The following is a 23,397-nucleotide window of genomic DNA, read 5'->3' as shown; positions in this document are numbered from 1 at the left end:
ATGGTTAAATATTTAAGTCGATTGGTATAACTAAAAAACAAGCTGGAAATAAAAAAGATATTAATAAATATTAAAGTTATTTTATCAGAGTAGATAATAGAGGATATGTTGTATAAAAATTCAGGAAAGTGGTGGAGCTAAGCAGGATCGAACTGCTGACCTCCTGCGTGCAAGGCAGGCGCTCTCCCAGCTGAGCTATAGCCCCACATTCCTAAAGTTACGAATTTCGTAACCTACTTGAGGTTCCCTTTCAAGCGGGACGAACTTTAATGAGATTTTTGGGCTTGGTCAAGTATTTTTTATATATTTTGTGAATTTTCACGCAAGTAGTGTATTTTTGATAGACTAGTAGCCACTAGAAAGTAAAAAGACTTTAAAGATGAAAAAATATGCATGGATCCTACTCGTTTTGCTCTGCGGATGTGCAAGTCAAAATGATGAGCCGCCTTTTGAAATTAATAACAAGCAGTTGCATACCAAGTTAGATGAGCAAGGTAAGAAGATTTTTGCCTATGTTGTGTCGGTCAAAGCGAATAGCCGAAAAAGTTTAAACTTAGATCGACCACTTACCCGCAGTGAGTTTAAAAGCTTTGCTGAGCAAGAATATTTTGAAGAATCGAACAGCTTAAAGCTAGAGTTAGAGGACCAAGCCGTAGAGTTATTGCAACAAGAGTTAAAAACAACGCAATACTGTAAGGATAAGTATGAAATAAACAATGTTGTATGGCGTGACTTAAGTGTGCAATTAAGGGGGCATTGTTTATAAATGGTGGCGGATAAAACTAAGTTAGCAGCACTGCTAGCGCATTTGGAAATTAGCTACGATGTAATTGAACATCCAGCATTACATGGCAGTCTGACTGCTGATGAATTAATGATAGAACGCCCCGGCACACGACTAAAAAATTTATTCCTGCGCGATAACGAAGGTAAAAACCATTTTTTAGTGATCACAGCTCACGACAAACAATTAGATTTAAAAGCGCTGGCTAAATATCAAGGTTTGTCGCGTTTAGGGTTTGCTTCAGATGAGCGCTTGGCGCGTTTTCTAAAAGTCGCTCCCGGCTGTGTCTCAATGTTGGCGTTAATGAACGATAAGCAAAATAATGTCACACTTTGGTTAGACCAAGATATTTGGTTTGGCGATTTGTTTCATTGCCATCCGTTCGAGAACACGCAAACATGGTTGTTAAAAAAAGCCGATTTAGAACGTTTTTTTGCAAGCACAGGTCATCAACCTAAGGTGGTTTTTTTACCTGCAAAATAACCCGCAGCCACTAATGCTAAACCACATAAGCACACAAACAATAATGCTGCCATAAATGCAACATGGCCATAGTACTGGTAAACCAAACCAGGTAAAAAAGAGCCTAATGCCCCGCCACTGTAATAAAACGACACATAAGCGCCATTCGTTACACTCGGTGGCGCGTTACTGATTTTATTAACCAGTGGTGCGGCTGTTGAGTGAATAATAAACATTGCCCCACAAAAGCCAGTAAATGCCAGTAAAAATACCAACAACTGTGAACTCATTAAAAAGACCATGGTTGTACTATAAAACATAAATATTGCTGACAATAAATGCCACGGTGAAATACTTTTTCTTAATAGCCAAGGTGTTGCTATAGAAGCGAGTGCGCCGATTAAATAGCCACTGTAGACTAAGCCAATATCGCGAGTGTTAGTAATTAAAAAAGTGTCGCGTAAAATGAATGGCAAATAATTTAATAACGCAGCAAAGCAAAAAAACATACAAAACACAGCACCATACAACTTTAAGACGGCAGCATTAGCCAGTTGCTTTAAATAGTTTAGTGGTGAAAGCGCATTACTAACAATGGCGACTTGATGGCGTGGTATACATAAAGCTGAGCCAATTAAACCAGCAGCGATAACAAAATAAAAACTTTGCCATGTCCAAAGATCTGCAAAAACAGCGGCAAATACACGGCCAAAATAACCTCCTGCTATGGTGCTCCCTATATAGAGAGTCATGTTCTTTTGTAAGTGTTCCGCTTGATAAGTACTGCCAATATAGGTGGTCATTGCTGTAAGTGCGGCAGGTAACGTTAAACCTTGTAAGAACCGTAGCAACAGTAATAACTCAAAGCTGGGGGCGTACGCAAAAGCAATGCAACTAACAGCAAGTAGCAGCATAGTATAGCGAAGAATAGTAAGAGGGTTACGTTTAGCGAGTAGTAAACCATACATTAAAGGAGCGACGGCTAATGGGATCATAGTCGCCGTCATCAAGCTGCCCGCGGTGGCCGGACTAACTGAAAACTGCTCGGCAAATAAGCCTAACAATGGCTGTGGCGCATAAAGTACAAAAAAGATAAACACTGAGCACACTAATAAATGACTCAAGCGCATTATATTGCCCCTACTACAAAAACCACAGCATAACCTGATTGCTATTTAATTCAATCAAGTTAAACCTTTTTTCTTTTAAATCATCATTTATTGCGCTAAATCAGGGTATCAGCCGCAACAGTTTGTTAGATTAATAGCCGCAGCACTATGATTCTTCTGCATTGACGATTAAAATAATCTTAATATCAGTTTTTAATGGAACAAAGCCATGGGTTCATTACAAGACCAATTGCTAAAAGCAGGACTAACAACGTCACACAAAGCGAAAGTCGCTAAGACTGAAAAGCGTAAGCAGCAAAAAAAGCCTAAAAAAGGGGCCACAAGTAACCCCAGTGATCTGCAAAAACATATTCAGCAGACAAAGTTAGAGCAACAGAAAAAAGCAGAAGAGTTAAATCAGGCGCGTCAAGCTGAGCTGAAGCAGCGTGAACAAATCGCCCGTGTTAAGCAAATTTTAGAGCACCATAATCAAGATTCGATCCGTGGGGAGCGAACTTTTAACTTTACTTATGAAAATAAAGTAAAAGAGTTAGATGTAAACGAAAAAACCCAAAAGGCATTAGCCGGTGGGCGACTCGCTATCTGTGTTTTAGAAGGGCAGTTTTTTGTACTTGAAGATGAGCCTGCGCGAAAAGTGGCAGAAGTCGATGAAAAGTACATTGTGTTTCATGTTGAGCCTGAAGACAAAGGCAAAGATGCTGACGACCCTTATGCAGATTTTGAAGTACCAGATGATTTAGTTTGGTAGCCTAGCAGCTAATTTGAACAGTGTGTTTGGTGATCTACTTGGTGTATAAATAACGTACATTAGTTATGTGCAAAGATCCGTTATTATGGTCTACAATTAGAGCAATAATTTTTATAAACCGTCAAAAAGAAGAGAGAATACAATGAGCAAGATAACAAAATTACTCTTAGGTGCCAGTCTCACTATGGCTGCAAGTGTGTCATTTAATAGCATGGCTGCCGATGGCGCTGCGCTTTACACTGCAAAACTATGTCAAACATGTCATGGCCCAGAAGGTAAAGCACCTATCATGGCTATGTACCCAAAACTAAATGGTCAGAATAAAGAGTATTTAGTCGCACAAATGAAAGATATAAAATCGGGCGCGCGTAACAACGGCATGGCTGCAGCGATGAAAGCAATGGTCGCAAATGTATCTGAAGAAGAAATGACAGCAATTGCTGATTATTTAGCAAACGTAAAATAACTTTTCTAAATGCTAGTTACCTACTTAACTGGCAGTAAACAGCCACACCAAATGGTGTGGCTGTTTTATTTTAAAGATTGATCATCCTCGCTCACTACTTTAGACTTCTATCCATCTATTTCGTGTTAATTGTTGAGCACGTTTCTATAAGGCACTGCAATGTTTGAATTACCACAACTTGATTTAAAAAATAAAGTTTCTGCCCAAGAGTGGCAGCTACGTATTGATTTAGCTGCCTGCTACCGGTTGGTTGAGCATTTTCGTTGGGGTGATTTGATTTATACGCATTTATCAGCGCGTTTGCCGGGTACTGATCATTATTTAGTGAATGCGTTTGGCTTAACATTTGATGAAGTAACCGCCTCCAATTTAGTTAAAGTGGATTTAAATGGCAATATTTTAGATGACACGCCATTTGCTATTAACCCTGCTGGTTTTACTATCCACAGCGCGATCCACGAAGTGCGTGAAGATGCCCACTGCGTGATCCATTTGCATACTAAAGAAACCATCGCCGTTGCTACGCAGCAAAATGGTTTATTACCACTGAGTCAATATTCCATGTTTTCACTGCCTTCATTGTCTTATCATGGTTATGAAGGGTTAGCGGTCAATAATGATGAGAAAAAACGCTTGCAAGATGATTTGGCAGATACTAATCATATGCTATTAGTAAATCATGGTGGCTTAACAGTTGGGCCAACAGTAGGGGATGCATTTATGCGTTTTTATGATTTACAGCGCGCCTGTGAAATTCAGCTCGCTCTACAAGCCAGTGGTCAAGCGGTTACACCAGTGCCACAAGCGATAATAGATAATATTTATAATCAAGCGAATGTCGTACACAGTGGTAGTACTGGCGGACAATTAGCCTGGCCTGCGATGTTACGTAAAGCTTATCGACTTGATCCTAATTTTGCAAAATAACCAAGTTGGTTAATAAGGAATTTTATGAAAGTTAATCGCGTTGAAGTGTTTGATATCCATTGTCCAGACAGACCTGCTTGGACACCTGTATTTGTTCGTATTCATACCGATGAAGGTATAAGTGGGGTTGGTGAAGCTGGGCTTGCTTATGACTTAGGTCACAGTGCAGCAGCTGCCATGATCAAAGAAATGGCCGATGCATTCTTGATTGGTCATGACCCATTTCAAACTGAAAAGTTATGGTCGCGTATGCTTCGTGAAAGCTTTTGGGGCTTAGGCGGCGGACCTGTAGTGTATGCCGCTATGAGCGCGATAGATACTGCGCTTTGGGATATTAAAGGTAAAGCATTAGGTTTGCCTGTGTATCAATTACTGGGCGGTAAAGTGAATGACAAATTACGTACTTATGCATCACAATTACAGTTTGATTGGGACAGCGAGTTTAAAGCACTTGTACATCCGCAAGAATACGCTGAAGCAGCATTAAAAGCGGTGGCCGAAGGTTACGATGCGGTTAAAGTTGACCCGATCCAATACGATAAGGACGGTAATACCTATTACGATCGTACTAACATCATTTCACGCGCTGAGATGAAGCTTTATCGCGCGCGCATGCAAGCAATTCGCGAAGCGGTTGGCGATGAGGTTGATATCATTTTTGAATGCCACAGTTTACCTGGGGCAACTTCTGCCATTCAAATAGGTGAAATCGCCAAAGAATTTGACTGCATGTACTATGAAGAACCTGTTAATTATCTAAACCACTCTTTACATGCGAAGGTCGCAGATAAAGTGTCGGTGCCAATTGCTGGTGGCGAGCGCTTATATAACCGCTGGGGTGTGCGTCCGTATTTAGAAGATCAAAGTATTGATGTGCTACAGCCGGATATTGGTTTATGTGGTGGTTTTACTGAAACCAAAAAAGTGTGTGATTACGCAGATATCTTTGACGTGCGAATTCAAGCTCACGTCTGTGGTGGCCCTGTTGCCACAGCGGCATCATTGCACTTAGAAACAGCGATTCCAAACTTCTTAATTCATGAGCACCACACTTATGCGATTAAAAAGTGGAATAGAGAGTTATGCTTACAAGATCCACAGCCTAAAAATGGTTTCTTCGAAGTATCAGAGGAGCCAGGTATTGGTATTGAGCTGAACGATGAAATAGTGATGCGCTCGCAACGTGTAGAAATAAAATAAGCGACGAGTCGCGAGCTATGGATAGCGAGCTAAATTTAGCTCGCTTTTCATTAAGCTTATCCACTTTTTCTTTTAAAACTATTTCTTACACATTCACTGCACTACAATTTTGCTCGAACCTCGAACCTCGAACCTCGAACCTCGAACCTCGAACCTCGAACCTCGAACCTCGAACCTCGAACCTCGAACCTCGAACCTCGAACCTAGTTATAATTCACCTTACATTTCACATCCGGCAATGGCTCTGTGGCTTTGCTGTCTAAATGCCTTACAAAGCACAGATCATTTTTAATGAGTAGTTCATAGCGGTCTGGCATGTTGAGTTGCTTGCCCATGATTGGGTTACCAAACTCATCGAGTTTAGTAACGTTATCGACCACCAGTAAACTGCGCTGCATAAATACATCATCAGCGATTGCAATATTATCAGTGCGCATCAGACGAGCAATACCTTGGGCGATAAGCTCGCTTTGCGGTTTTGTTAGTAATGCATGCTGTAATTTGGGCGTGGCAGTTTCTGCTGTTGTACAACCGTAGAGCAGTACTGCCGTTATCATGAAATAGAGTTTTTTGTTTAGCATTCTTATGGCCTTAATAACTTACTGGCGTGGCAATATTTTATTTTGCTCAGCCAAAGTTGCGGCGCGGGTGTCTTGTACAGCTGGCGTGTCGCTAAAGCGAGCGGGTGCAAAGCCCTGCTTACTGGCTATTGAGCTTGCAACAGGGCAACTGCCGCTTGCACGGTAATTAAGTGCTGCTTTAAGCATTGCTTCTTCAGGATCACCTAATTGATGGCTAAAGTCGTCAGCCACTGCGCAGCCTTCTACACGAACAGGTAAACGGGCGTTGTCAGTGGTATTTTGTGGTGCAAAACCGTCAGCATACTCCCCAAAGCCTTTGTGGTTCTCGCCGGTAAATTGAATACTAAAATAAGTGATGTCGCAGTTATCGGTTGCGTAAAAGCCATAGGGCTTACCGCAAGTACCAGCGCCAATTTGAATGACTTCAACATCAGCTCCGCGTAAGCCATTCATAATCGCTTCACTGGCTGAGCAGGTGCTAGCGGTCGTTAATAAATAAACGCGTTCTAAATTAAGGGTCGGTAACGGGGTGCCAGGTATTAATGCTGGGTTATCAGCAAAGCCAAGAAATTCATCAGTGAACATCACAGGTTCTAAACGTTGTCCAGTGACAGGGTTAAAAGTGGGGTGCTGATCGTTAAAAATCGTTCTTTCGAAAATTTTACCATTGGTATTCTCAGCTCCTGCGATCATGTAAGCAACTTGGCTTGCCATTTGTAAGAAACCACCGCCGTTGTAACGAATATCAATAATTAAATCAGTGACATTACTGGCTTTTAGATTATTAAAAGCATCATAAAGTGGTTTTTCAGCCACCGCATTATGACTATTAAACTGAAAGTAGCCTACGCTGCCATCGGCTAAGGTTTTTACGTTTGTAACAGGTTTAGAGCTAATTGTTTGCGAGGTTAAAGTGACTTCACGCGTTTCGTCAGTGTTTAAGTCCTTAAATAAAAAGGTCGTATTTTTCCCTGTTTGAGTTGGAAATAAACCTGCATTGAGGGTGTCTACTTCTGCTTGCGTGCTGGCATTAACAAAGTCAACGCCGTCAACTTCTAAAATCTCAAAACCACGAGCAAGATTTGCATTACTTGCAGGTGAGTTCGGCTCCGTATAGCTAATCACACCTTGGCGCGGCGCTGATGGGCTTATTAACTTCACTTTAAAACCATAGCCAAACGTTACACCAGATTGACTTTGTGCTTCCCATTGTGCGGTTGGTAGACTGGAATGAAAGTTATCTTTTTTAGCGCCAGAGTCAGTAATCTGCTCGGTTTTTAATAAGTTAAAATAGTCGCTCACAGCGGGAGTGAGGGCAGGATCACGATCGACTATTTCATCATACCAAAGGTAAGTTTCGTTGCTCCATGATCGCAGCCAATGCTTTTCGTTTAGTGCTTGGCATTGTTGATCAAAGTTACTTGATGGTTGGAATACACCTTGAGTCCAATTGATACTGTTACCAGTGTCGCCATCACCATTGCTGTTATTGTTGTCGGTCATTGTACTACCGCCACCACAGCCGCTGAGCAGTACTAGCAAAGAGCAATTAATAAGCCCTAACGCGAATTTATTTGTTGATGAAATAGCCATATTTATACTTTATTTTAATACAACATAGCTTAAATATAGCGGGTTTTAATTAAACTTGATAGCAGTACTGTGCGTTTTTGTAGCTAAGTTGTGACCACATATTGTCACTAGTACAGCGCTGATAATGGCTATGCCAACATTGTTGATAACTTGCATTGATTTGGCACACTGGAAAGTTACTAGCAAACATTACTCGGTGTAAACCAAAGTGCTTAATAATAAACTCGAAGCACAGTTGTTGCAGGTTTTGTGAAAGTGCAGGAAATAATTCAAATCCTGAAAACTTGATCCTGCAATTGGCTATTTGTGCTAATTGGCGGATCCCTTGCTGCCAGTCTAATAAGTCATTTGGCAAACCTGCATGGTTTATAACGATCTGTAACTGCGGTAGTTGATGGCAATAATTTACAATGTGTTGTGTTATTGCAAGGTTTTCAATTGCAAATTGTGCTTCGAAAATTAACTGCTCATTGCTTAGTAAAGCTAGGTTTTCTAGGCAGTTAGAATTGCTTAAACGTATGGCGTCGCTGCCTTGTGTAATATCTCGAATACCAATCAAGGAGGGGTGTGATAATGCAGTAATAGCAGCATTAAAATTACTAGGATGACCATCAATTTTGGCAAAGCTAACTGCTTTATAGTTTTGATCTGCTAAATGTTCAGTTAACCAAAGTAATTCGTTGATGGGTTGTTGGTTATCATAACCTGCCTCAATATGCACCAGGCCTGCCAGTTCAAACTGGGTTTGTTGCTGTAATTGCGCTGCGGTTATAGGTGCTTTAATTTTTGCTAAATTTGGCCAGCTGACCGGATTGTTACCTTGCAACCAATCGTACTGCCCCTGTGCTAAATTAAAAAAGTGCACGTGGGGATCGATAATACGTTCACTCATTGTGTTGTGTAGCCACCGTCAATGGTTTGCAAACTTCCAGTAATAAAGCTGGCATCATCACTGGCTAAAAAGTTAACAAGTGCCGCTACTTCATCAGCTTGGCCGAGTCTACCTAGCGGCTGCAAGGCACCTTCTTCGGCAACGATGCTTGCTTTATCTGCGCCACTGCGAGCGCAGTAGGCATCAATCGCATTATGAAATAGTGGTGTTTCTATGGTGCCAGGGCAAACAGCATTAGCGCGAATATTATATTGCGCGTAATCTAGAGCTGTGGTTTTGGCTATTGATGCTAAGGCATGCTTTGTTAAGTTGTAGGCAAATGAATTGGTTTTGCCGATAATTGCTTGATCTGAGGCAATTAAAATAATCGCCCCATGTTGCTGTGCTTTCATGCTCGGTAAAACGCTCTGAATTGCTGCGTATGCACCTTTTACATTTAAGGCAAATAAGCTATCAAAGGTTGCTTCGTCGGTATTCTCAATCGTTGCACTTAAATGACGGCCCGCATTCGATACCAATACATCGATGCGTTGTTCTTGATTGGCAATATCTGTAATAACTTGCTTTACAGCACTCACATTACTGACATCACAGTGGTGCCAAATACCTAGCTCACCACTTTCAATATCTAGGTTATGTACCTGATAACCATTCTTTAAAAAGCGTGCAACCACAGCTAGGCCTATGCCTTTACTGCCGCCCGTAACGATAGCAACCTTTGACATAGTAATTCCTTAGTGGTTGTGGCCGCAGCCGCCTTCGCTATGCACATGACCATGAGATAATTCTTCGTTGGTTGCTTCACGCACGCTAAGTATTTGCACATCAAAAGTCAGTGTTTTGCCTGCAAATGGGTGATTTAAATCACAATCAGCATTGAAGCGGCCTACTTTTACAATCGTTACTTGATGACGACCTTGGTTTGAATGAACCATCGCTGTCATGCCTGGTTTCCACACTTTAGTGTCACCTTGTAGATGCTTAAGTGGAATGCGCTGAATAAGATCATCAACACGCTCGCCATATGATTCACTTGGTTCTAAAGTCACGCTTAAAGTGTCACCCGCAGATTTACCTTCAAGGGCTTTTTCAAGACCTGGCAGCATGCCTTCAAGGCCGTGGATATAACTTAATGGTTCATTGCCTGTACTTGTTTCTAGTTGCTCGCCTGCTTCACTTAATGTGTAGTGAAATTCCACGGCCGAGTTTTTGCTAATTTGCATGCAGATCTCTTTAATTTAACTAAAATGAAAAACTAATTTTACGCTAAATACGAGTGATGTGAAACTGCTGGTTAGTGCGGTTGTTTTAAGGTTTTTTCAAGTTCAGAAAGTAAACCTTCATTGTGTATTTGAGGAGCCGTTTTCGTTGCTTGTGGTAAATGTAAAACCAGTTGCGTACCCGGTGTTAAAATACTGGAGGCATTGAGTTGATTCCATTGCGCTAAATCACTATGCGGCACGTCGTATAGCTGGCTAATTCCCCAGATGGTATCGCCTGGTTTTACTTGATAGTGGATCGCAATCGTTGGGATCGCCATTTCATTCTGCTCAAGGTAAGGGCTAATTCTATAATCAATCGTTAATGAATCGGGCATAGTGCGAGGTTGTCCAATCATTAGGGTTTCACCAATACCAATTAGGTTGGAATGTTTATTATTTATAGCTTTAAGTTTTTCCACCGATAATCCAAAGCGGCGAGCTATTGAATATAAGGTGTCATCTTTTTTCACCGTATATTCACCAGCAAAATTACTCTTAAAAAATTGACTGCTTAGTAAGCTTTGTTGCTGTAATGGGAGTAATAAAGTGTGTGGGCCGTTGGGAGAACTTTGATTTTTTAAATAACCTGGATTCAGTTTATGTAACTGGTTACGACCGATGCCTGATAGGTTGGCTATCACTGAAAAGTCAAATTGTTGACCAATATTTAGTTCAGTTGTTAGTGCTTTATTCGCCAGCTTAGGGCGAGTCAAGCCGCGGTTTGGGTGTTTTACTAAGTAGCTTAGTGCAAGTAGTTTTGGTACGTATTCGGAGGTTTCTTTTGGTAATTTTAAAGTCCAGTAATCAGTGCTTTTACCGCGCTTTTTATTTTCGGCAATTGCGCGTTTTACTCGTCCTTCGCCACTATTATAGGCCGCTAATGCATGCAACCAATTGCCATCAAATTGTTTATATAAATACTCTAAATACGCCAGTGCTGCATCGGTTGAGGCCAAGACATCTTTGCGACCGTCATACCATTGATCTGATTTGATCCCAAAGTGATGGGCTGTCGCACCGACTAATTGCCATACTCCAACCGCCTGCTCAGATGAGCTGATGGTGGGCCTAAAGTCGCTTTCAACAAAAGGTAACAAGGCTAACTCCATCGGTAACTTACGTTGCTCAATTTTACTGACAATATGATAAAGGTACGGAGCAGCACGTTCATTGACTATCTGTAAGTAATTAGGTTGCTTGGTATACCATGAAATACGTTTGTTGAGAGCTTTGTTTAGATACACTTTGATGGTTAATTTATCAGCAATATGCTGCCATAAGTCTTGACTGCGATTGCTTGCTTGAGATTCTTTTGTAGCTTGTTGCGATGGTGCTTTTAATTTTATTGTTTGTTTTTTCTGTTCGCTGTCAGCCAGTGGCTGCGGGGTATGTGTTGGTTTAAAGTGATTAAAAATAATTGGGGCTTGCGGTGCATCACTTGGCTCTACAGGTTGCTCTGTTGTCTGGCAACCAGTAAGCAACAGTAACAACATTAATGGGGCTAAGAGATAACTGCGCATAAAAATCACTAAATTAATATCCTTTTAAAAGTCTAGCACATCCGCGTGCAGTCGCTATTTTGACTGTTTCGCTCGTTTAAGTCCAGCCTGTAGGAACAGAGGATAAGCTTTCTTGGATATTTCGTCGATTTGATAGTCTTTAGCAAATTGTTGATCAAAGCTGTGTTCTAATTGAGTTAAGTCTTGTTGTGGGTGCGCTAATACATGCGCTTCGATAGCCTGTAAAAAGCTTAAAGGTTGTTGTAAATCATCGACTTTAAGTACTCCTCCGTGTCCAGGAAGAATTAGTTTAATGCGTTTATCACTGTGTAATTGCGACAGTACTTTTATCCAACTATTAAAATTACCGTGACCTGGATAGGGTAGCCAGTCAACGAGATCTGCGCCAACTAAAATACGATGGTTTTCGGCGCTGAGAGTTAGATCAGCGTTGGTATGAGCTTGATAGGCGTTAATAGTGACAGGATAGTTACCAAGCTCCAGCGTGAGCGGCTGAGAGACTGGTATATTGGGTGCTTGCAGTTGGTATTGGCGCCAACGAAGCAATCGTTGTTTCGCTAAGTTGAGCTTATCGCGCCACTGTTGCTGCTGGGCTTCTGGTTGCTGTGATAAGCGTTGCAAGCTCAGTTCAATGCTTTTTTCATAACTGTCCAATTTATCAGAGTAGGCTTTTTGCAGAGTCTGAAACTCAGTTGCAAGCTGTTGATGAACAATTAGTTGGGCGTCAGGGTAGTGGTGTTGCAAAATAGCCATCCCCAGTAAATGGTCATCGTGAAAGTGGCTAGCAACCAAGTAGCATAAAGGAGTCGTTAAGGTATTTTTTAGGTGTTCAATGGTCGTTTCAACAGCGGCAAAATCGCCACTGGCATCAAACATTAATGCACATTTATCACCCTGAATAAGTACTTGGTTTGAATCATAAAAACGTAAATTACTCGACTGCTCTAAAAATTGTACATTTGCAGAGATAGTGCGCCATTGCGTTGGCGCAGCAGTTGTATTGGCTGCAACACAGAAGCAGCTTAGCAGTAAAAACGTAATAAATTTCATGGGAGAATAAAAATAATGGGTCATAGTGACAACCTGAGCAACCAACAATAAAATAGCAAAGTTAGCGGATTTTGTTTGGAATTGATACTGGAAATAGCGAGATAATAAAAAAGCGCAGGGCGCTTTTTTATTTGGTTGATGATTGTCCTAAGTAAGCACTTAGTTTATCAATGAGCTGATCTTGTTGTTGTTGTTCAACGCTTTGCTGCGTTTTCGCTTCAAGTAACTCGTGGCTCATGTTCAAAGCTGCCATTAATAAGGCTTTTTGATCATTTCGCACGGTTGAGCGTTGCTTCATTTGTTCAACCAAATCATTTAAATATTTGGCTGATGCAATGAGGGCATCTTCTTGTCCTGCAGGGCAAGCAAATTGCTGCTCTTTACCAAGCAACTCAACGGTGACTCGCTGGTTTTGCAGCTCAGACATTAGCTAGCCTGTTGGACGCTTTGTAGCTTCTCAAGTAAACCAGTTAACGTTGTACTGGTGTCTTTTTGTTTTTCTTCACTTTCGAGGACTTCAAGTTGAAGAATTTCATTTTCATCGATTAACTTACTGTTTTTTTCTTTAAGCTCGCTAACCTGAGCTTGTAGCTGTGAATTTTGACCAATTAATTGGTCGATCAATTGTTCTAGTTGAGAAAGGGTATCGTTATTCATTAAGGCGCTCATAAAACTGTGATTATTGTCATGCAAATGTAAAGCAAAGTTGCTTTATATGCCAGCATTTACGTGCGTTTTAGCTGATTTTTATTTAATGTTAATGAGCTGTTCAGGCTAGCGCCTGATTTGTTCATAAGTGATTCACTTAATCTTGAATTCAAGCACCAGCAATTTATGACCCTCGGCATTTTATGTTGTAGAATATAACCAACTTCAATGGGTTTATTTAAATAAACCATTTATAGCGAAATAACATTATGCTTAGTTATAGACACTCATTTCATGCTGGAAACCCAGCCGATGTGGTTAAACATTTGGTCCTTGCTCAAGTCTTGAGCTACCAAACACTTAAAGATAAGCCATTGGACTATATCGATACCCATTCAGGGGCTGGTTTTTTTGAATTGGCAGGTGCCGATGCGCAAAAGACCCAAGAATACCTTGATGGTATCGCTAAGCTTTACCAACATAATAGCGAACACCAAGCGCTAAATGATTATATCGAATTGATAAAATCATTTAATAACTCGGCGCAGTTGGCTTTTTACCCCGGCTCTCCAAAAATTGCCGAGCATTTTTTGCGTCGCCAAGACAAGGGCTGGTTTTTTGAATTGCATCCGCGGGATTTAACGCTACTGCAAGAAAACATGAGCGGCAAACGTTCGATCCGTGTTCGTGGTGAGAATGGTTTTGCAGGTTTAATTGGTTTATTGCCTCCTGCGTCGCGTCGCGCGTGCGTATTAATTGACCCACCCTATGAAATTAAAGACGACTACGATACCGTTGTTAAAACGCTAACCAAGGCTTATCAGCGTTTTGCTACAGGCACGTATATGATTTGGTACCCAGTGGTTGATAGAGAGCGAATTGAGCGTATGGAAGAGGGCTTAATTGCCTCAGGTATGCGTAATATTCAGTTATTTGAACTAGCTACCACAGCGGATACTGAAGTACATGGTATGACGGCATCAGGAATGATCGTAATTAACCCGCCATGGAAGCTTAAACAAACGATGGATAAGATATTACCAGAGCTGGTAAGTCTGCTAAGCGACTCGTCTGGTTTTTACCGTAGCGAACAGTTAGTTGAAGAATAACCTAAAACGCCCAGCAGAGCTGGGCGTTTGATGTCTATGCGTTATATTTAAAAGTAAGTTGCTTTAAAAGTTGCAAGTTCGTTTCCTTGCTGATCTTTCAAACGAAGTAATTCACCTTTAATTTCCCACTGTGCGGTATTTTGTAATACTGCTGACATTGCCGCTTCTTGTTCCATACCTTTAAAACACATTTTCTTTGTGCTGGCTTGTGGGCTAAATTTAAGTGTTTGCTGATTTACCTGGTAGCTACCAGTAAAGTTGTTACAACCTAAAAAACCATGGCTTTTGTTATCAGCGCTAAATTGAATAAAGGGCTCTTTTGTTTCTACGATTACTTTTTCGCCATTCAAAGTAATCGCTTTAAAGTACGTATTTACTAAATCGACATTAGGTTTTTGCGGCGCTACTTTAGACACCACAACCTCATAAGGAGTGGTTTGTTGCGATTGCTCAAACGGGTTGTTATGGGTTGTGCTTACATATAATAGTTGGTCTTGATTAGTGATCCGTGCCATGACGCTATAGCGGTGACGTTGATCCATTTTACTCGCATCATAACTAAGCTCTACCGTGTAAGGTGGTGCACCATTAATATCAATAGTTTGCTGGCTGATCACTTCAGCTTTAGCATCCATTTTTGATACGTCAGCAAGGGTTACTGTCAGTTGCGCGCCCGGGCGCAGCATGCTGCGATCAAGGTAGGTAATTTGCGTAGTTAACGTGGCCATAGCTGCATCTTCAGTAGTTTGTTCAGTTGATTCAGGTTGGCTTTGACATCCTGAAAGTACAACAGCACTGCTGGCTAATAGACTCATACCAACAATCGATTTTAAAATTGCATTTGGTTTATGTAATAGCATGGCTTATTCCTTGGGGTGAATGAAATCGGTGGATTCTTAATTAGCTATAAGTGTACGACTTAGTTACTTAATAATAGCTTAATTGTTGGAACACAAGAAAAAGCGCTAGACGCGCTTCAGATTGTTGAAAAAGGGCTAGACACAGATCGAGCCCTTTGATCTAATAAGCAGAGTGAATTTGGAGAGTTCATTATGCTTAGAGATAAAACCCCGCAACAACATGAATTAGAAATGGTCGCAATTGACCAACTTGTTCCACAAGACCACTTAGTACGACTCGTAGACTTAGCTATCGACTTTGAATTCATACGTGATGAAGTCGCCCACTTATATTGCAAAAATAATGGCCGACCAGCCGTAGACCCTGTCCGCTTTTTTAAATACCTATTCTTAGGTTACTTGTTTGGTATTCAAAGTGAGCGCCGCCTTATTAAAGAAGTGCAAGTGAATGTTGCATACCGCTGGTTCTTAGGTTTAGGGCTCACCGATGACGTTATCCATCATTCGACACTGAGCCAAAACCGTGTAAAACGCTTTAAAGACAGCGGTATTTATCAATCGATTTTCGACAATATAGTTCGTCAAGCGATGAAGCAAGGGCTCATTGGTGGGCATAGTTTATTTGCAGACAGCACCCATTTAAAAGCCAATGCCAATAAACGCCGTTATGACATTGAAGACTTAAAAGTCAGCCCCTCAGTGTATGTTGAGCAGCTTAATGAAGCCGTGATAAAAGACAGGAAAGCCGAAGGAAAAAAGCGCCTGAAGTATGAGGAAAAGGAGCCTTGTACAAAACCAACCAAAGTAAGCCGAACTGACCCAGACAGTGGGTTTATGGTGCGTGATGAAAAGCCAAAAGGATTTTTCTATTTAGACCATAGGGTTGTGGATGGCAAACACGGAATTATCGTTGATACACATGCCACAGCAGGTAATGTGCATGACAGTCAACCCATCATACAACGCTTAGACCGCGTACTTGATACGTTTGAACTCAACCCCATCGCGGTTGGGTTAGATGCAGGGTACTTTACAGCCGCAGTGTGCCATAATTTAGAAGAACGACAACTCATTGGTGTCTTGGGTTATCGACGGCCAAACAAAAAGAAAGGCTATTTCGCAAAGCGAGAATACAGCTACGACGTAGACACCGATACATACACATGCCCACAAGGCGAAATACTGATTTATAACACCACAAACCGACTAGGATATCGGCAATACCACTCAACCCCGCAGACATGTAAAGACTGTCCAGTGCGGTCGCGATGCACAAACAGTAAAAACCATATCAAAGTAATTACACGGCATGTGTGGCAAGCAAGTGTAGAGGCAGCAAATGAAATACGGCTGAGCGAATGGGGTAAAAAACGATACAAACGACGAGGTGAAACAGTCGAAAGAAGTTTCGCGGATGCAAAACAACATCACGGGCACCGTTATTGTAGATACAGAGGAATAAAGAATGTCAGTGCGCAATGCTTATTGGCAGCAGCCTGTCAGAATATGAAGAAAATGGCGTTAATGAAGGCGGCCTAGCTCAATATGAGCGTAATAAATCTCAAAATCCCTCTAAGACCCCGTCATACGGCGGTAAATTCAAGAAAATTCACATCAGCACTAAAACGCAAAGAATAATAATAACAACAGAAAAATATCGCGATCGCAGCCTTCGGCTGCTCAAAAATAATAAACCCCGCAAAAAAAGCAGGGTTTATCGTCAATCTGAAGCGCTAGACGCGCTTATTTTTTAACAAACTTGGTTAAAATAACAATGCGCTGACCGTCTACACGTCCTTCTATATGCTCAGGGTTGCTCGTCAAGCCGATATTGCGAACCGCAGTGCCGCGCTTAGCCGTTAAGCTACTTCCTTTAACATCTAAGTCTTTAATTAGTGTAACTGTATCGCCTGCTTGTAAGACTACACCATTGCTATCAACATGCTTAATATCATCGTCTTCTGCTAATGCAACTTTTGCCCAGGCTAGTGTGTCTTCTTCTAAGTAAATCATATCTAGTGCGTCTTGCGCCCAACCATTATCAGGTGCTAAGCGGGTAAGCATTCTATAAGCAACCACTTGAACGGCTGGTGTTTGACTCCACATGCTGTCGTTTAAACAATGCCAATGAGTTGGGGTGAGCTCAATGTTGTTTTCAATTTGGTCTTTGCACGTTTGGCAGGTATAAATGCATTTATCTGAATGAGCTTCTGTAACAGGTGGTACTTCGTATACAGAAAGGTTTTCACTCGCAGCACATAACTCACATTGGGTATTGCTGCGTTCAACTAAGGTCTGTTCTATGCTCATATCGGGCTCTTGTAAGGGAGGTAAACTTAAAGGTAAGTAGCTATTGTACTCAATTGTAGAGTAAATTAGAACATATCCATTATTTATGTGTGGGTATATAAATTACTATAAGCGCACAGTATTTTGCTGGCATTGAGTTGATTAGGCTGGTTACCGATGTTTAAGTTTAGGCAAGCTGAAAAAAATTAACTATACTGAATCGATAAAATAACAACAATTTAGCTGGCATAAGTCGCTAGAATTATTAGCAGGAAATAATATGCTGAGTACGCAGATAACAGCCGATATGCCAAACCTTGTTACTCAATATATAGCAAGGCAACCAATTTTTGATGCTGACACAGGCCTTTATGCATATGAGTTACTTTATCGAGATTCGATTAATAACGCTTTTCCTGTTGGTACAACCGACGGCCAAGCTACTGGGCGGTTGTTTTTTAATGCCTTAATGTTGATAGGTATTGATAAGCTCACCGCAAATCATCGTGCATTTATTAACCTTTCAACAGATGCCTTATTAGAAGACTTCCCTAAACTGTTGCAACCAAACAGCGCTGTAATCGAGATAGTGGAGCGTGCAGATAATATAGCGAAAGTGACAAAACGTGTTAAATCTTTAAAGCAAGAAGGCTATCGGTTTGCCTTAGATGATTACGATGGCGATGTTAAATGGGAACCACTTTTAGGCTTAGTCGATTATATTAAGCTCGAAGTCGAAGAGCCTATAATTAAAACCAATATGCTATTGAAAAAGCTCAAGCGCCGATTTCCTGATGTGAAAATTATCGTTGAGCGTATAGAAACCCATGAACAATTTACGCTTTTAAAAAGTGCCGGCTGTGATTATTTTCAGGGCTTCTTTTTCGCGCGTCCTGAAATGCTTACTTATCATAATGTTGAACCCTCGAAACTGGCTGTGTTTGATTTATTGCGCTGTACATCACGCTCAGATCTAAACTTTGATGAGGTGCATCAACGTGTTGCTAAAGATGTTGGTTTAACGGCTCGTATATTGAAATTAGTGAATGCCCGTTCTAAAAGTCAGAATTTAGTTATTACTTCAATTTCTCAGGCGGTTATTTATTTAGGCGAAGATGCAATACGCCAATTTGTTAGGGTATTAGCGCTGAGTGAACTTGGCGTTGATAAACCCAGTGAATTAACCAAACTGGGATTAACACGTGCGCACTTTATGTTGTTGATGTTACAACCGGGTGGCCAAGAGATGTCAGAGCAAGGCTACTTGGTTGGGCTGATGTCGGTACTTGATGCGATCTTAAATATGGAGCTTGATGTAATAGCGCAGGAGTTTCGCTTAGGTGATGAGCTTTCAAGCGCATTACTCAACTTTAATGGTATGTTGGGAGCGACCCTTAAACTAGCGCGGGCAGTAGAAGAAGATAATTGGCCTTTGGCTGAAAAGCTGCTGGAAACAATTCGCCCAGCCTCCGAAATAGAAGTGGTTTATAATGCGATGCTCAGCGCCCGTCAGTACGGGGACGACGTATTAGCATCAATTATTGAACAAGAATAAGCACTTGAGTATTATGCGCATTAACTAACTTATCTTATGAAGATATTACATGCGTTTATTATTACCATTTACCACGATTTTAATTGCTTTAGCACTGCTTATTCCTGGTGTAACTCAGCCTGTTTTGAGCTTAGAGGGAAAAATAGATAAGTCAAAGCTAGCACAAACCGGGATTGAAATGTTGGCAGATGAGGGCGACCGTAATACCCGTAATATGTTAATGATGGCTTCAAGCATGTTGGGTCTAGACAAGCTCGAAGGCGAAATTAGTGCCTATAAAAAAACACGCAGTATTTGGGGCACGGTTAACGAACTGGCTAATAATAAAAACTATTTAGTCGCCGTGCTGGTGGCATTTTTTTCGATAGTGATACCAACCTTAAAATTATTGATGCAATTGCTATATATTTTTTTACCCGTGAATAAATTTAAGCAGCTTCTCGGTCAAGTAATACAAGGCTTAAGTAAATGGAGTATGGTTGATGTATTTGTTATTGCGTTAATCGTATCCTATTTAGCCGGTAACGCAGAAGGCCAAATGGGCGAACTTATCAATATGCACGCAGAGTTTGGCGCTGGTTTTTGGTATTTTACCGGGTATTGTTTATTTGCCATCGCCGCCAGTAATTTAATTAAGATTGAACCAAAAAACAGTTAAACGTTTGTGTTAGTGAATAAGTTAACATAAAATTCCCTAGAACCTAGAACCTAGAACCTAGAACCTAGAACCTAGAACCTAGAACCTAGAACCTAGAACCTAGAACCTAGAACCTAGAACCTAGAACCTAGAACCTAGAACCTAGAACCTAATTTTAAAAGGCACTTTTTTGCAACGTATTTACCTTAGTTTATTGACCATTGTTTTGTTACTCACTTTAGTGGGTCAAGCTGTTGCGTCTGTAACTATGAGTTGTGAAATGCCACACATGAGTCACTCACAGTCAAGCATGATGGATAATAATGATATGCATCATGATATGTCTGCTGGCATGATGAATATGGATTGTTGTGATGACGACACAACAGCCAATCAAGAATGTGGTTGCCCTGTTAGTGCATGCTCTGCACATTCAATGCTGAGTATGGATGGTTTATTTACCACATTATTATCGCCGTCTGAAAAAGTACAACTTCACATCTCGCAAAATCAACACCGTATAGCCAGCTCGCTTTACCGCCCTCCTATGTCTGCTTAATTGCAGGATAGGTGCGTCTAAAATTTATATAAATCACCTTTTCTGCCTCTAAATTTAATCCTTTTTTTAATTTTAGTGGAGTAAGTGATGAATCACTTAGCAGTATTTAAAGCCATTTTTTTAGCGATTTTGCTAGCAGCGGCAAACCCAGCATACAGTAATGAGTTAAGTCTTGAACAAGCGCTTAGCTATGCACTTAATAATGAACCTTGGTTAACAGCCAATAAGTATCAGCAAGCAGCAGTGCAAGCACAAAGCTTAGCGGCGGGCACGTTGCCAGATCCCGTTTTGACTGTTGGGCTAATGAACCTTCCTACAGATGGCTTTGCCTTTGATCAAGAAGGAATGACTCAACTTAAGGTGGGTGTGAGTCAAATGTTTAGTCGTGGTGATAGCCTTGCGCTGAAACAACATGCGTTAGCACAATCAGCGCAGCAATATCCTTGGTTACGCGCAGATAGACTTGCCCAAGTAAAAACCATTGTTATTGAATCTTGGCTCAATGCGTATCGAGCACAGCAAAGCATCGCTTTAATTGAGCAAGATAAGGCATTGTTCTCGCAGCTGATTGATATTACAGAATCAAGTTATGCCAGCTCGGTCGGTAATACTCGCCAGCAAGATATTATTCGCGCCCAGTTAGAATTAACTCGCCTTGAAGATAAGCTAGTAATGCTCGAACAACAGTTTGAAAGTGCTAAAAAGCGTTTGTCACAATGGTTGCCAATCAATATGTTAACTCAACCTGTGAGTGCTAATCGCAGTGACATAATACCATTGGTTGATTTTGACCAGCTTGAGTTTACACAGCTAATGCCATTGTTAATGGCGCACCCTGCAATCGTTGCAATTGAGCAAACTGTCGCGGCAAAGCAAACTGAAATCGATGTTGCCAAGCAAGGTTATAAACCACAGCTTGGCGTGAATATGGGTTATGGTTATCGTGACGATACGCCAATGGGTGACTCCCGTGCCGATCTGTTTTCTGTCGGTATTAGTATCGATCTACCGTTGTTTACTGATAATCGCCAAGACCAACAAGTCAATGCCGCGATCGCCACGGCTGAAGCCGTTAAAACTGAAAAATTGATTGCCTTACAAAAGCTCAAAGGTATGTACTTTAAAGAGTTTAGCCAATTAGCACGGTTGGCAAAGCGTGACGCCCTTTATCAAACTAAACTACTGCCTCAAATGGCTGAGCAAGCACAAGCGACATTAAATGCCTACACCCGCGATGATGGTGATTTCTCTGAAGTAATGCGTGCCCGTATCAGTGAACTCAATGCCAAAATAGACGCGTTAAATATCCAGATAGATCAACAAATTATTATTGCTCGCCTGAATTATTACGCCAGTAGTAAAGACGCTGCTGTGATGGCCGAGCTGTTAGCAGGAGAGCATGATGAACACTAATTTAAAATTGCTTATTGCCATACTTGTTGGTGCAGCCATTGCGGCAACGGGTTTATCCTTATTGACAGATAGCACGCATACAGTCAGTACCAACACAGAAAAGAAACCCTTGTACTGGGTGGCGCCAATGGATAGCAATTATCGCCGTGATGAACCAGGACTCTCGCCTATGGGCATGGATCTTGTGCCTGTGTATGCCGAAGGCGAAGAGAACGATCAAGACGGCCCGGGTGCGGTGACTATTTCGCCCGCCGTGATCAATAACCTAGGTGTTAGAACTGCCAAAGTACAACGTAAAGCACTGCAAAGCGAAGTGAATACGGTGGGCTACGTACAGTATAACCAAGATCAGCAAGTGCATATCCACCCTCGGGTAGAAGGCTGGCTTGAAACCTTATATGTTAAAGCCGCAGGCGATCAAGTTAAACAAGGAGAGCCACTGTATACCTTGTACTCACCGCAATTGGTTAACGCTCAAGAAGAATTTGTACTGGCGGTGAATCGTAATAACCCTGTACTTATTCGTGCAGCAAAGGCACGTTTAAAGGCATTAAATGTATCGGATGGTTTTGTTGAACGCTTACAAACCAATAAAAAGGTGATGCAAAATATTACCTTTTTTGCACGCCAAAGTGGCGTGGTCGATGAGCTTAATGTGCGCGAAGGCTTTTATGTAAAGCCTGGTACTTCTATGATGAGTATTGCTCAGTTGGATGAAGTATGGGTTGAAGCTGAGGTATTTGAACGCCAAGCACAATTGATTGAAGTAGGCTTACCCGTAACCATGACCCTTGATTACATCGCAGGGCAAAGCTGGCGCGGTAAGGTTGATTATATATACCCAACGTTGGATGCCAAAAACCGTACGCTGCGGGTACGTTTACGTTTTAACAATCAAGATCACCAACTAAAACCGAACATGTTTGCACAAGTGAGCATTCATGCTAAAGCCAGCGATCAGCAGCTAATTGTGCCAAAACAAGCGGTGATCCGCACCGGTTCTCAAGATCGCGTTGTTGTTGCTTTAGGTGAAGGTCGTTTTAAGTCAGTCGCGGTGGAACTTGGCCGTAGTGATAATAATGATGCTGTAATTTTAGCGGGCATTAAAGCCGACGATGAAGTAGTGACTTCTGCGCAGTTCTTATTAGATTCAGAATCAAGTAAAAGCTCTGATTTTAAGCGGATGCAAGCGCCACAAGTTATCACCAGCGTGTGGGGAAAAGGGGTTATCAATCATGTAATGGCAGATCACCGCATGGTGAATATTAGCCACGAACCAATGGATGAACTTGACTGGCCCAGCATGACAATGGATTTTATGGTTGCTGAAAGTGTTGATATTAGCGCGTTACAAGCAGGTCAAACTCTGCATTTTGAGCTAACAAAACAAGTTGAAGGAAGTTATGTAGTAAGCGGTATTCATATTATGGACTCAACTCATATGATGGTTGATGCGGCCAATACTGCCACCGTAAAGGGCACGATTAACAGTATTGATAAAACCACGCGAGTAGCCAATATTAGTCGCGGCGCAATCGAAAAATGGCACCGAGCACCCGCCACACTAGACTTTGTATTTGCTGATAGCGTTGATTTAACAACGCTTGAAGCTGCACAACAAATAACATTTACCTTTAGTTTGCAAGGGGGGGAATTTGTTATTAGCCGTATTGATGTTGAACCCTCAATGCAATCACACAGCGGACACTAGG

At 41.4% G+C, this 23,397-nt stretch carries 26 protein-coding genes and 1 tRNA gene; 14 read left to right on the top strand and 13 right to left on the bottom strand.

All coding sequences use genetic code 11. The annotated features are described in order from the left end of the window. Positions 1 to 129: 129 nt before the first annotated feature. A tRNA-Ala gene (locus tag KAN5_RS12720) sits at positions 130 to 205 on the bottom strand. Positions 206 to 379: 174 nt separating this feature from the next. Between KAN5_RS12720 and KAN5_RS12715 the strand changes: the two genes are divergently transcribed. Both KAN5_RS12715 and KAN5_RS12710 read left to right on the top strand, forming a co-directional pair. Beyond that, on the top strand, positions 380 to 766 hold the full coding sequence (locus KAN5_RS12715) for a hypothetical protein (protein ID WP_016709140.1): 387 nt from the start codon (positions 380 to 382) through the stop codon (positions 764 to 766). Continuing rightward, positions 767 to 1,267, top strand: a complete 501-nt coding sequence (locus KAN5_RS12710; RefSeq protein WP_016709141.1) for a prolyl-tRNA synthetase associated domain-containing protein — start codon at positions 767 to 769, stop codon at positions 1,265 to 1,267. It begins immediately after the preceding gene. On the opposite strand, the gene KAN5_RS12705 is transcribed toward KAN5_RS12710, so the two are convergent. Next, on the bottom strand, positions 1,234 to 2,376 hold the full coding sequence (locus KAN5_RS12705) for an MFS transporter (protein WP_016709142.1): 1,143 nt from the start codon (positions 2,374 to 2,376) through the stop codon (positions 1,234 to 1,236). The two genes, KAN5_RS12710 and KAN5_RS12705, sit on opposite strands and share 34 nt — an antisense overlap. A 208-nt stretch (positions 2,377 to 2,584) precedes the next feature. Here KAN5_RS12705 and KAN5_RS12700 point away from each other — a divergent pair, with 208 nt between their 5' ends. The 4 genes from KAN5_RS12700 (at position 2,585) to KAN5_RS12685 (ending at position 5,717) form a co-directional block, all read left to right on the top strand. After that, the gene (locus KAN5_RS12700) at positions 2,585 to 3,124 is read left to right on the top strand and encodes a DUF2058 domain-containing protein (RefSeq protein WP_016709143.1); all 540 of its coding nucleotides are present in this window, start codon (positions 2,585 to 2,587) and stop codon (positions 3,122 to 3,124) included. Between the two features lie 142 nt (positions 3,125 to 3,266). After that, positions 3,267 to 3,590, top strand: coding sequence for a c-type cytochrome (locus tag KAN5_RS12695; RefSeq protein WP_016709144.1), 324 nt, complete (start codon positions 3,267 to 3,269; stop codon positions 3,588 to 3,590). 159 nt (positions 3,591 to 3,749) lie between these two features. Beyond that, positions 3,750 to 4,517, top strand: a complete 768-nt coding sequence (locus tag KAN5_RS12690) for a class II aldolase/adducin family protein (protein ID WP_016709145.1) — start codon at positions 3,750 to 3,752, stop codon at positions 4,515 to 4,517. A gap of 24 nt (positions 4,518 to 4,541) precedes the next feature. After that, on the top strand, positions 4,542 to 5,717 hold the full coding sequence (locus KAN5_RS12685; protein WP_016709146.1) for a mandelate racemase/muconate lactonizing enzyme family protein: 1,176 nt from the start codon (positions 4,542 to 4,544) through the stop codon (positions 5,715 to 5,717). Between the two features lie 203 nt (positions 5,718 to 5,920). On the opposite strand, the gene KAN5_RS12680 is transcribed toward KAN5_RS12685, so the two are convergent. The 9 genes from KAN5_RS12680 to zapB form a co-directional block, all read right to left on the bottom strand. After that, positions 5,921 to 6,298 (bottom strand): hypothetical protein, encoded by a 378-nt coding sequence (locus KAN5_RS12680; protein WP_016709147.1) that lies wholly within the window; start codon positions 6,296 to 6,298, stop codon positions 5,921 to 5,923. A gap of 18 nt (positions 6,299 to 6,316) precedes the next feature. Further along, positions 6,317 to 7,891: a S41 family peptidase gene (locus KAN5_RS12675; protein ID WP_244389851.1), complete on the bottom strand. Its 1,575-nt coding sequence runs from the start codon at positions 7,889 to 7,891 to the stop codon at positions 6,317 to 6,319. 49 nt (positions 7,892 to 7,940) lie between these two features. Next, positions 7,941 to 8,783 carry an amidohydrolase family protein gene (locus tag KAN5_RS12670; protein WP_244389850.1) on the bottom strand — a complete coding sequence of 281 codons (843 nt, stop codon included), beginning with the start codon at positions 8,781 to 8,783 and terminating at the stop codon, positions 7,941 to 7,943. Continuing rightward, positions 8,780 to 9,508 (bottom strand): SDR family oxidoreductase, encoded by a 729-nt coding sequence (locus KAN5_RS12665; RefSeq protein ID WP_016709150.1) that lies wholly within the window; start codon positions 9,506 to 9,508, stop codon positions 8,780 to 8,782. The genes KAN5_RS12670 and KAN5_RS12665 overlap by 4 nt, the downstream gene beginning before the upstream one ends. A 9-nt stretch (positions 9,509 to 9,517) precedes the next feature. After that, positions 9,518 to 10,006: a peptidylprolyl isomerase gene (locus KAN5_RS12660; RefSeq protein WP_138555890.1), complete on the bottom strand. Its 489-nt coding sequence runs from the start codon at positions 10,004 to 10,006 to the stop codon at positions 9,518 to 9,520. 71 nt (positions 10,007 to 10,077) lie between these two features. After that, positions 10,078 to 11,565, bottom strand: coding sequence for a LysM peptidoglycan-binding domain-containing protein (locus KAN5_RS12655; protein ID WP_244389848.1), 1,488 nt, complete (start codon positions 11,563 to 11,565; stop codon positions 10,078 to 10,080). Between the two features lie 54 nt (positions 11,566 to 11,619). Further along, positions 11,620 to 12,639, bottom strand: coding sequence for an MBL fold metallo-hydrolase (locus KAN5_RS12650; RefSeq protein WP_244389846.1), 1,020 nt, complete (start codon positions 12,637 to 12,639; stop codon positions 11,620 to 11,622). A 103-nt stretch (positions 12,640 to 12,742) separates the two neighbouring features. Continuing rightward, entirely contained in the window at positions 12,743 to 13,042 is a 300-nt protein-coding gene (locus tag KAN5_RS12645; RefSeq protein WP_016709154.1) for a cell division protein ZapA, read from the bottom strand. Beyond that, complete coding sequence (gene zapB, locus KAN5_RS12640; protein WP_029216176.1) at positions 13,042 to 13,272, bottom strand: cell division protein ZapB; 231 nt, start codon at positions 13,270 to 13,272, stop codon at positions 13,042 to 13,044. The genes KAN5_RS12645 and zapB overlap by 1 nt, the downstream gene beginning before the upstream one ends. Positions 13,273 to 13,532: 260 nt before the next feature. Here zapB and rlmJ point away from each other — a divergent pair, with 260 nt between their 5' ends. Next, positions 13,533 to 14,372 carry a 23S rRNA (adenine(2030)-N(6))-methyltransferase RlmJ gene (gene rlmJ, locus KAN5_RS12635; protein ID WP_016709156.1) on the top strand — a complete coding sequence of 280 codons (840 nt, stop codon included), beginning with the start codon at positions 13,533 to 13,535 and terminating at the stop codon, positions 14,370 to 14,372. A gap of 47 nt (positions 14,373 to 14,419) precedes the next feature. On the opposite strand, the gene KAN5_RS12630 is transcribed toward rlmJ, so the two are convergent. Beyond that, positions 14,420 to 15,232: an META domain-containing protein gene (locus tag KAN5_RS12630; RefSeq protein ID WP_016709157.1), complete on the bottom strand. Its 813-nt coding sequence runs from the start codon at positions 15,230 to 15,232 to the stop codon at positions 14,420 to 14,422. A gap of 192 nt (positions 15,233 to 15,424) precedes the next feature. Here KAN5_RS12630 and KAN5_RS12625 point away from each other — a divergent pair, with 192 nt between their 5' ends. Together KAN5_RS12625 and KAN5_RS12620 are read left to right on the top strand one after the other, a co-directional pair. Then, positions 15,425 to 16,771: an IS1182 family transposase gene (locus KAN5_RS12625; RefSeq protein ID WP_244389844.1), complete on the top strand. Its 1,347-nt coding sequence runs from the start codon at positions 15,425 to 15,427 to the stop codon at positions 16,769 to 16,771. Beyond that, positions 16,711 to 16,986 (top strand): hypothetical protein, encoded by a 276-nt coding sequence (locus tag KAN5_RS12620; protein ID WP_244390971.1) that lies wholly within the window; start codon positions 16,711 to 16,713, stop codon positions 16,984 to 16,986. The genes KAN5_RS12625 and KAN5_RS12620 overlap by 61 nt, the downstream gene beginning before the upstream one ends. On the opposite strand, the gene KAN5_RS12615 is transcribed toward KAN5_RS12620, so the two are convergent. Next, positions 16,976 to 17,542, bottom strand: coding sequence for an alkylphosphonate utilization protein (locus KAN5_RS12615; RefSeq protein WP_016709158.1), 567 nt, complete (start codon positions 17,540 to 17,542; stop codon positions 16,976 to 16,978). The genes KAN5_RS12620 and KAN5_RS12615 overlap by 11 nt on opposite strands. A gap of 259 nt (positions 17,543 to 17,801) precedes the next feature. Here KAN5_RS12615 and KAN5_RS12610 point away from each other — a divergent pair, with 259 nt between their 5' ends. The 5 genes from KAN5_RS12610 to KAN5_RS12590 all read left to right on the top strand — a co-directional run bounded on the left by KAN5_RS12610 (position 17,802) and on the right by KAN5_RS12590 (position 23,396). Further along, on the top strand, positions 17,802 to 19,076 hold the full coding sequence (locus tag KAN5_RS12610; protein ID WP_016709159.1) for an EAL domain-containing protein: 1,275 nt from the start codon (positions 17,802 to 17,804) through the stop codon (positions 19,074 to 19,076). Positions 19,077 to 19,125: 49 nt separating this feature from the next. Continuing rightward, the gene (locus tag KAN5_RS12605) at positions 19,126 to 19,734 is read left to right on the top strand and encodes a paraquat-inducible protein A (RefSeq protein WP_016709160.1); all 609 of its coding nucleotides are present in this window, start codon (positions 19,126 to 19,128) and stop codon (positions 19,732 to 19,734) included. Positions 19,735 to 19,903: 169 nt separating this feature from the next. Next, on the top strand, positions 19,904 to 20,272 hold the full coding sequence (locus KAN5_RS12600; RefSeq protein WP_138555893.1) for a hypothetical protein: 369 nt from the start codon (positions 19,904 to 19,906) through the stop codon (positions 20,270 to 20,272). Positions 20,273 to 20,359: 87 nt separating this feature from the next. Next, positions 20,360 to 21,685, top strand: coding sequence for a TolC family protein (locus KAN5_RS12595; RefSeq protein WP_244389842.1), 1,326 nt, complete (start codon positions 20,360 to 20,362; stop codon positions 21,683 to 21,685). Then, complete coding sequence (locus tag KAN5_RS12590; protein WP_244390951.1) at positions 21,675 to 23,396, top strand: efflux RND transporter periplasmic adaptor subunit; 1,722 nt, start codon at positions 21,675 to 21,677, stop codon at positions 23,394 to 23,396. The genes KAN5_RS12595 and KAN5_RS12590 overlap by 11 nt, the downstream gene beginning before the upstream one ends. The last annotated feature ends 1 nt before the right edge of the window (position 23,397 follow it).

Origin of the sequence: Pseudoalteromonas sp. KAN5 (assembly GCF_022846535.1) — a bacterium.
GTDB classification, from domain to species: Bacteria; Pseudomonadota; Gammaproteobacteria; order Enterobacterales; family Alteromonadaceae; genus Pseudoalteromonas; species Pseudoalteromonas haloplanktis.
This window is presented reverse-complemented; position numbering and strand designations above follow the sequence as displayed.

Bases quoted from the DNA above. Each gene is read 5' to 3' on its own strand.
- KAN5_RS12695 (WP_016709144.1), top strand. From the start codon at position 3,267: ATGAGCAAGATAACAAAATTACTCTTAGGTGCCAGTCTCACTATGGCT.
- KAN5_RS12605 (WP_016709160.1), top strand. From the start codon at position 19,126: ATGCGTTTATTATTACCATTTACCACGATTTTAATTGCTTTAGCACTG.
- KAN5_RS12710 (WP_016709141.1), top strand. From the start codon at position 767: ATGGTGGCGGATAAAACTAAGTTAGCAGCACTGCTAGCGCATTTGGAA.
- KAN5_RS12660 (WP_138555890.1), bottom strand. From the start codon at position 10,006: ATGCAAATTAGCAAAAACTCGGCCGTGGAATTTCACTACACATTAAGT.
- KAN5_RS12705 (WP_016709142.1), bottom strand. From the start codon at position 2,376: ATGCGCTTGAGTCATTTATTAGTGTGCTCAGTGTTTATCTTTTTTGTA.
- KAN5_RS12630 (WP_016709157.1), bottom strand. From the start codon at position 15,232: ATGCTATTACATAAACCAAATGCAATTTTAAAATCGATTGTTGGTATG.
- KAN5_RS12625 (WP_244389844.1), top strand. From the start codon at position 15,425: ATGCTTAGAGATAAAACCCCGCAACAACATGAATTAGAAATGGTCGCA.
- KAN5_RS12590 (WP_244390951.1), top strand. From the start codon at position 21,675: ATGAACACTAATTTAAAATTGCTTATTGCCATACTTGTTGGTGCAGCC.
- KAN5_RS12700 (WP_016709143.1), top strand. From the start codon at position 2,585: ATGGGTTCATTACAAGACCAATTGCTAAAAGCAGGACTAACAACGTCA.
- KAN5_RS12650 (WP_244389846.1), bottom strand. From the start codon at position 12,639: ATGACCCATTATTTTTATTCTCCCATGAAATTTATTACGTTTTTACTG.
- KAN5_RS12645 (WP_016709154.1), bottom strand. From the start codon at position 13,042: ATGTCTGAGCTGCAAAACCAGCGAGTCACCGTTGAGTTGCTTGGTAAA.
- KAN5_RS12610 (WP_016709159.1), top strand. From the start codon at position 17,802: ATGCTGAGTACGCAGATAACAGCCGATATGCCAAACCTTGTTACTCAA.
- KAN5_RS12615 (WP_016709158.1), bottom strand. From the start codon at position 17,542: ATGAGCATAGAACAGACCTTAGTTGAACGCAGCAATACCCAATGTGAG.
- KAN5_RS12595 (WP_244389842.1), top strand. From the start codon at position 20,360: ATGAATCACTTAGCAGTATTTAAAGCCATTTTTTTAGCGATTTTGCTA.
- KAN5_RS12670 (WP_244389850.1), bottom strand. From the start codon at position 8,783: ATGAGTGAACGTATTATCGATCCCCACGTGCACTTTTTTAATTTAGCA.
- KAN5_RS12680 (WP_016709147.1), bottom strand. From the start codon at position 6,298: ATGCTAAACAAAAAACTCTATTTCATGATAACGGCAGTACTGCTCTAC.
- KAN5_RS12690 (WP_016709145.1), top strand. From the start codon at position 3,750: ATGTTTGAATTACCACAACTTGATTTAAAAAATAAAGTTTCTGCCCAA.
- KAN5_RS12675 (WP_244389851.1), bottom strand. From the start codon at position 7,891: ATGGCTATTTCATCAACAAATAAATTCGCGTTAGGGCTTATTAATTGC.
- zapB (WP_029216176.1), bottom strand. From the start codon at position 13,272: ATGAATAACGATACCCTTTCTCAACTAGAACAATTGATCGACCAATTA.
- KAN5_RS12715 (WP_016709140.1), top strand. From the start codon at position 380: ATGAAAAAATATGCATGGATCCTACTCGTTTTGCTCTGCGGATGTGCA.
- KAN5_RS12620 (WP_244390971.1), top strand. From the start codon at position 16,711: ATGCTTATTGGCAGCAGCCTGTCAGAATATGAAGAAAATGGCGTTAAT.
- KAN5_RS12685 (WP_016709146.1), top strand. From the start codon at position 4,542: ATGAAAGTTAATCGCGTTGAAGTGTTTGATATCCATTGTCCAGACAGA.
- KAN5_RS12665 (WP_016709150.1), bottom strand. From the start codon at position 9,508: ATGTCAAAGGTTGCTATCGTTACGGGCGGCAGTAAAGGCATAGGCCTA.
- rlmJ (WP_016709156.1), top strand. From the start codon at position 13,533: ATGCTTAGTTATAGACACTCATTTCATGCTGGAAACCCAGCCGATGTG.
- KAN5_RS12655 (WP_244389848.1), bottom strand. From the start codon at position 11,565: ATGCGCAGTTATCTCTTAGCCCCATTAATGTTGTTACTGTTGCTTACT.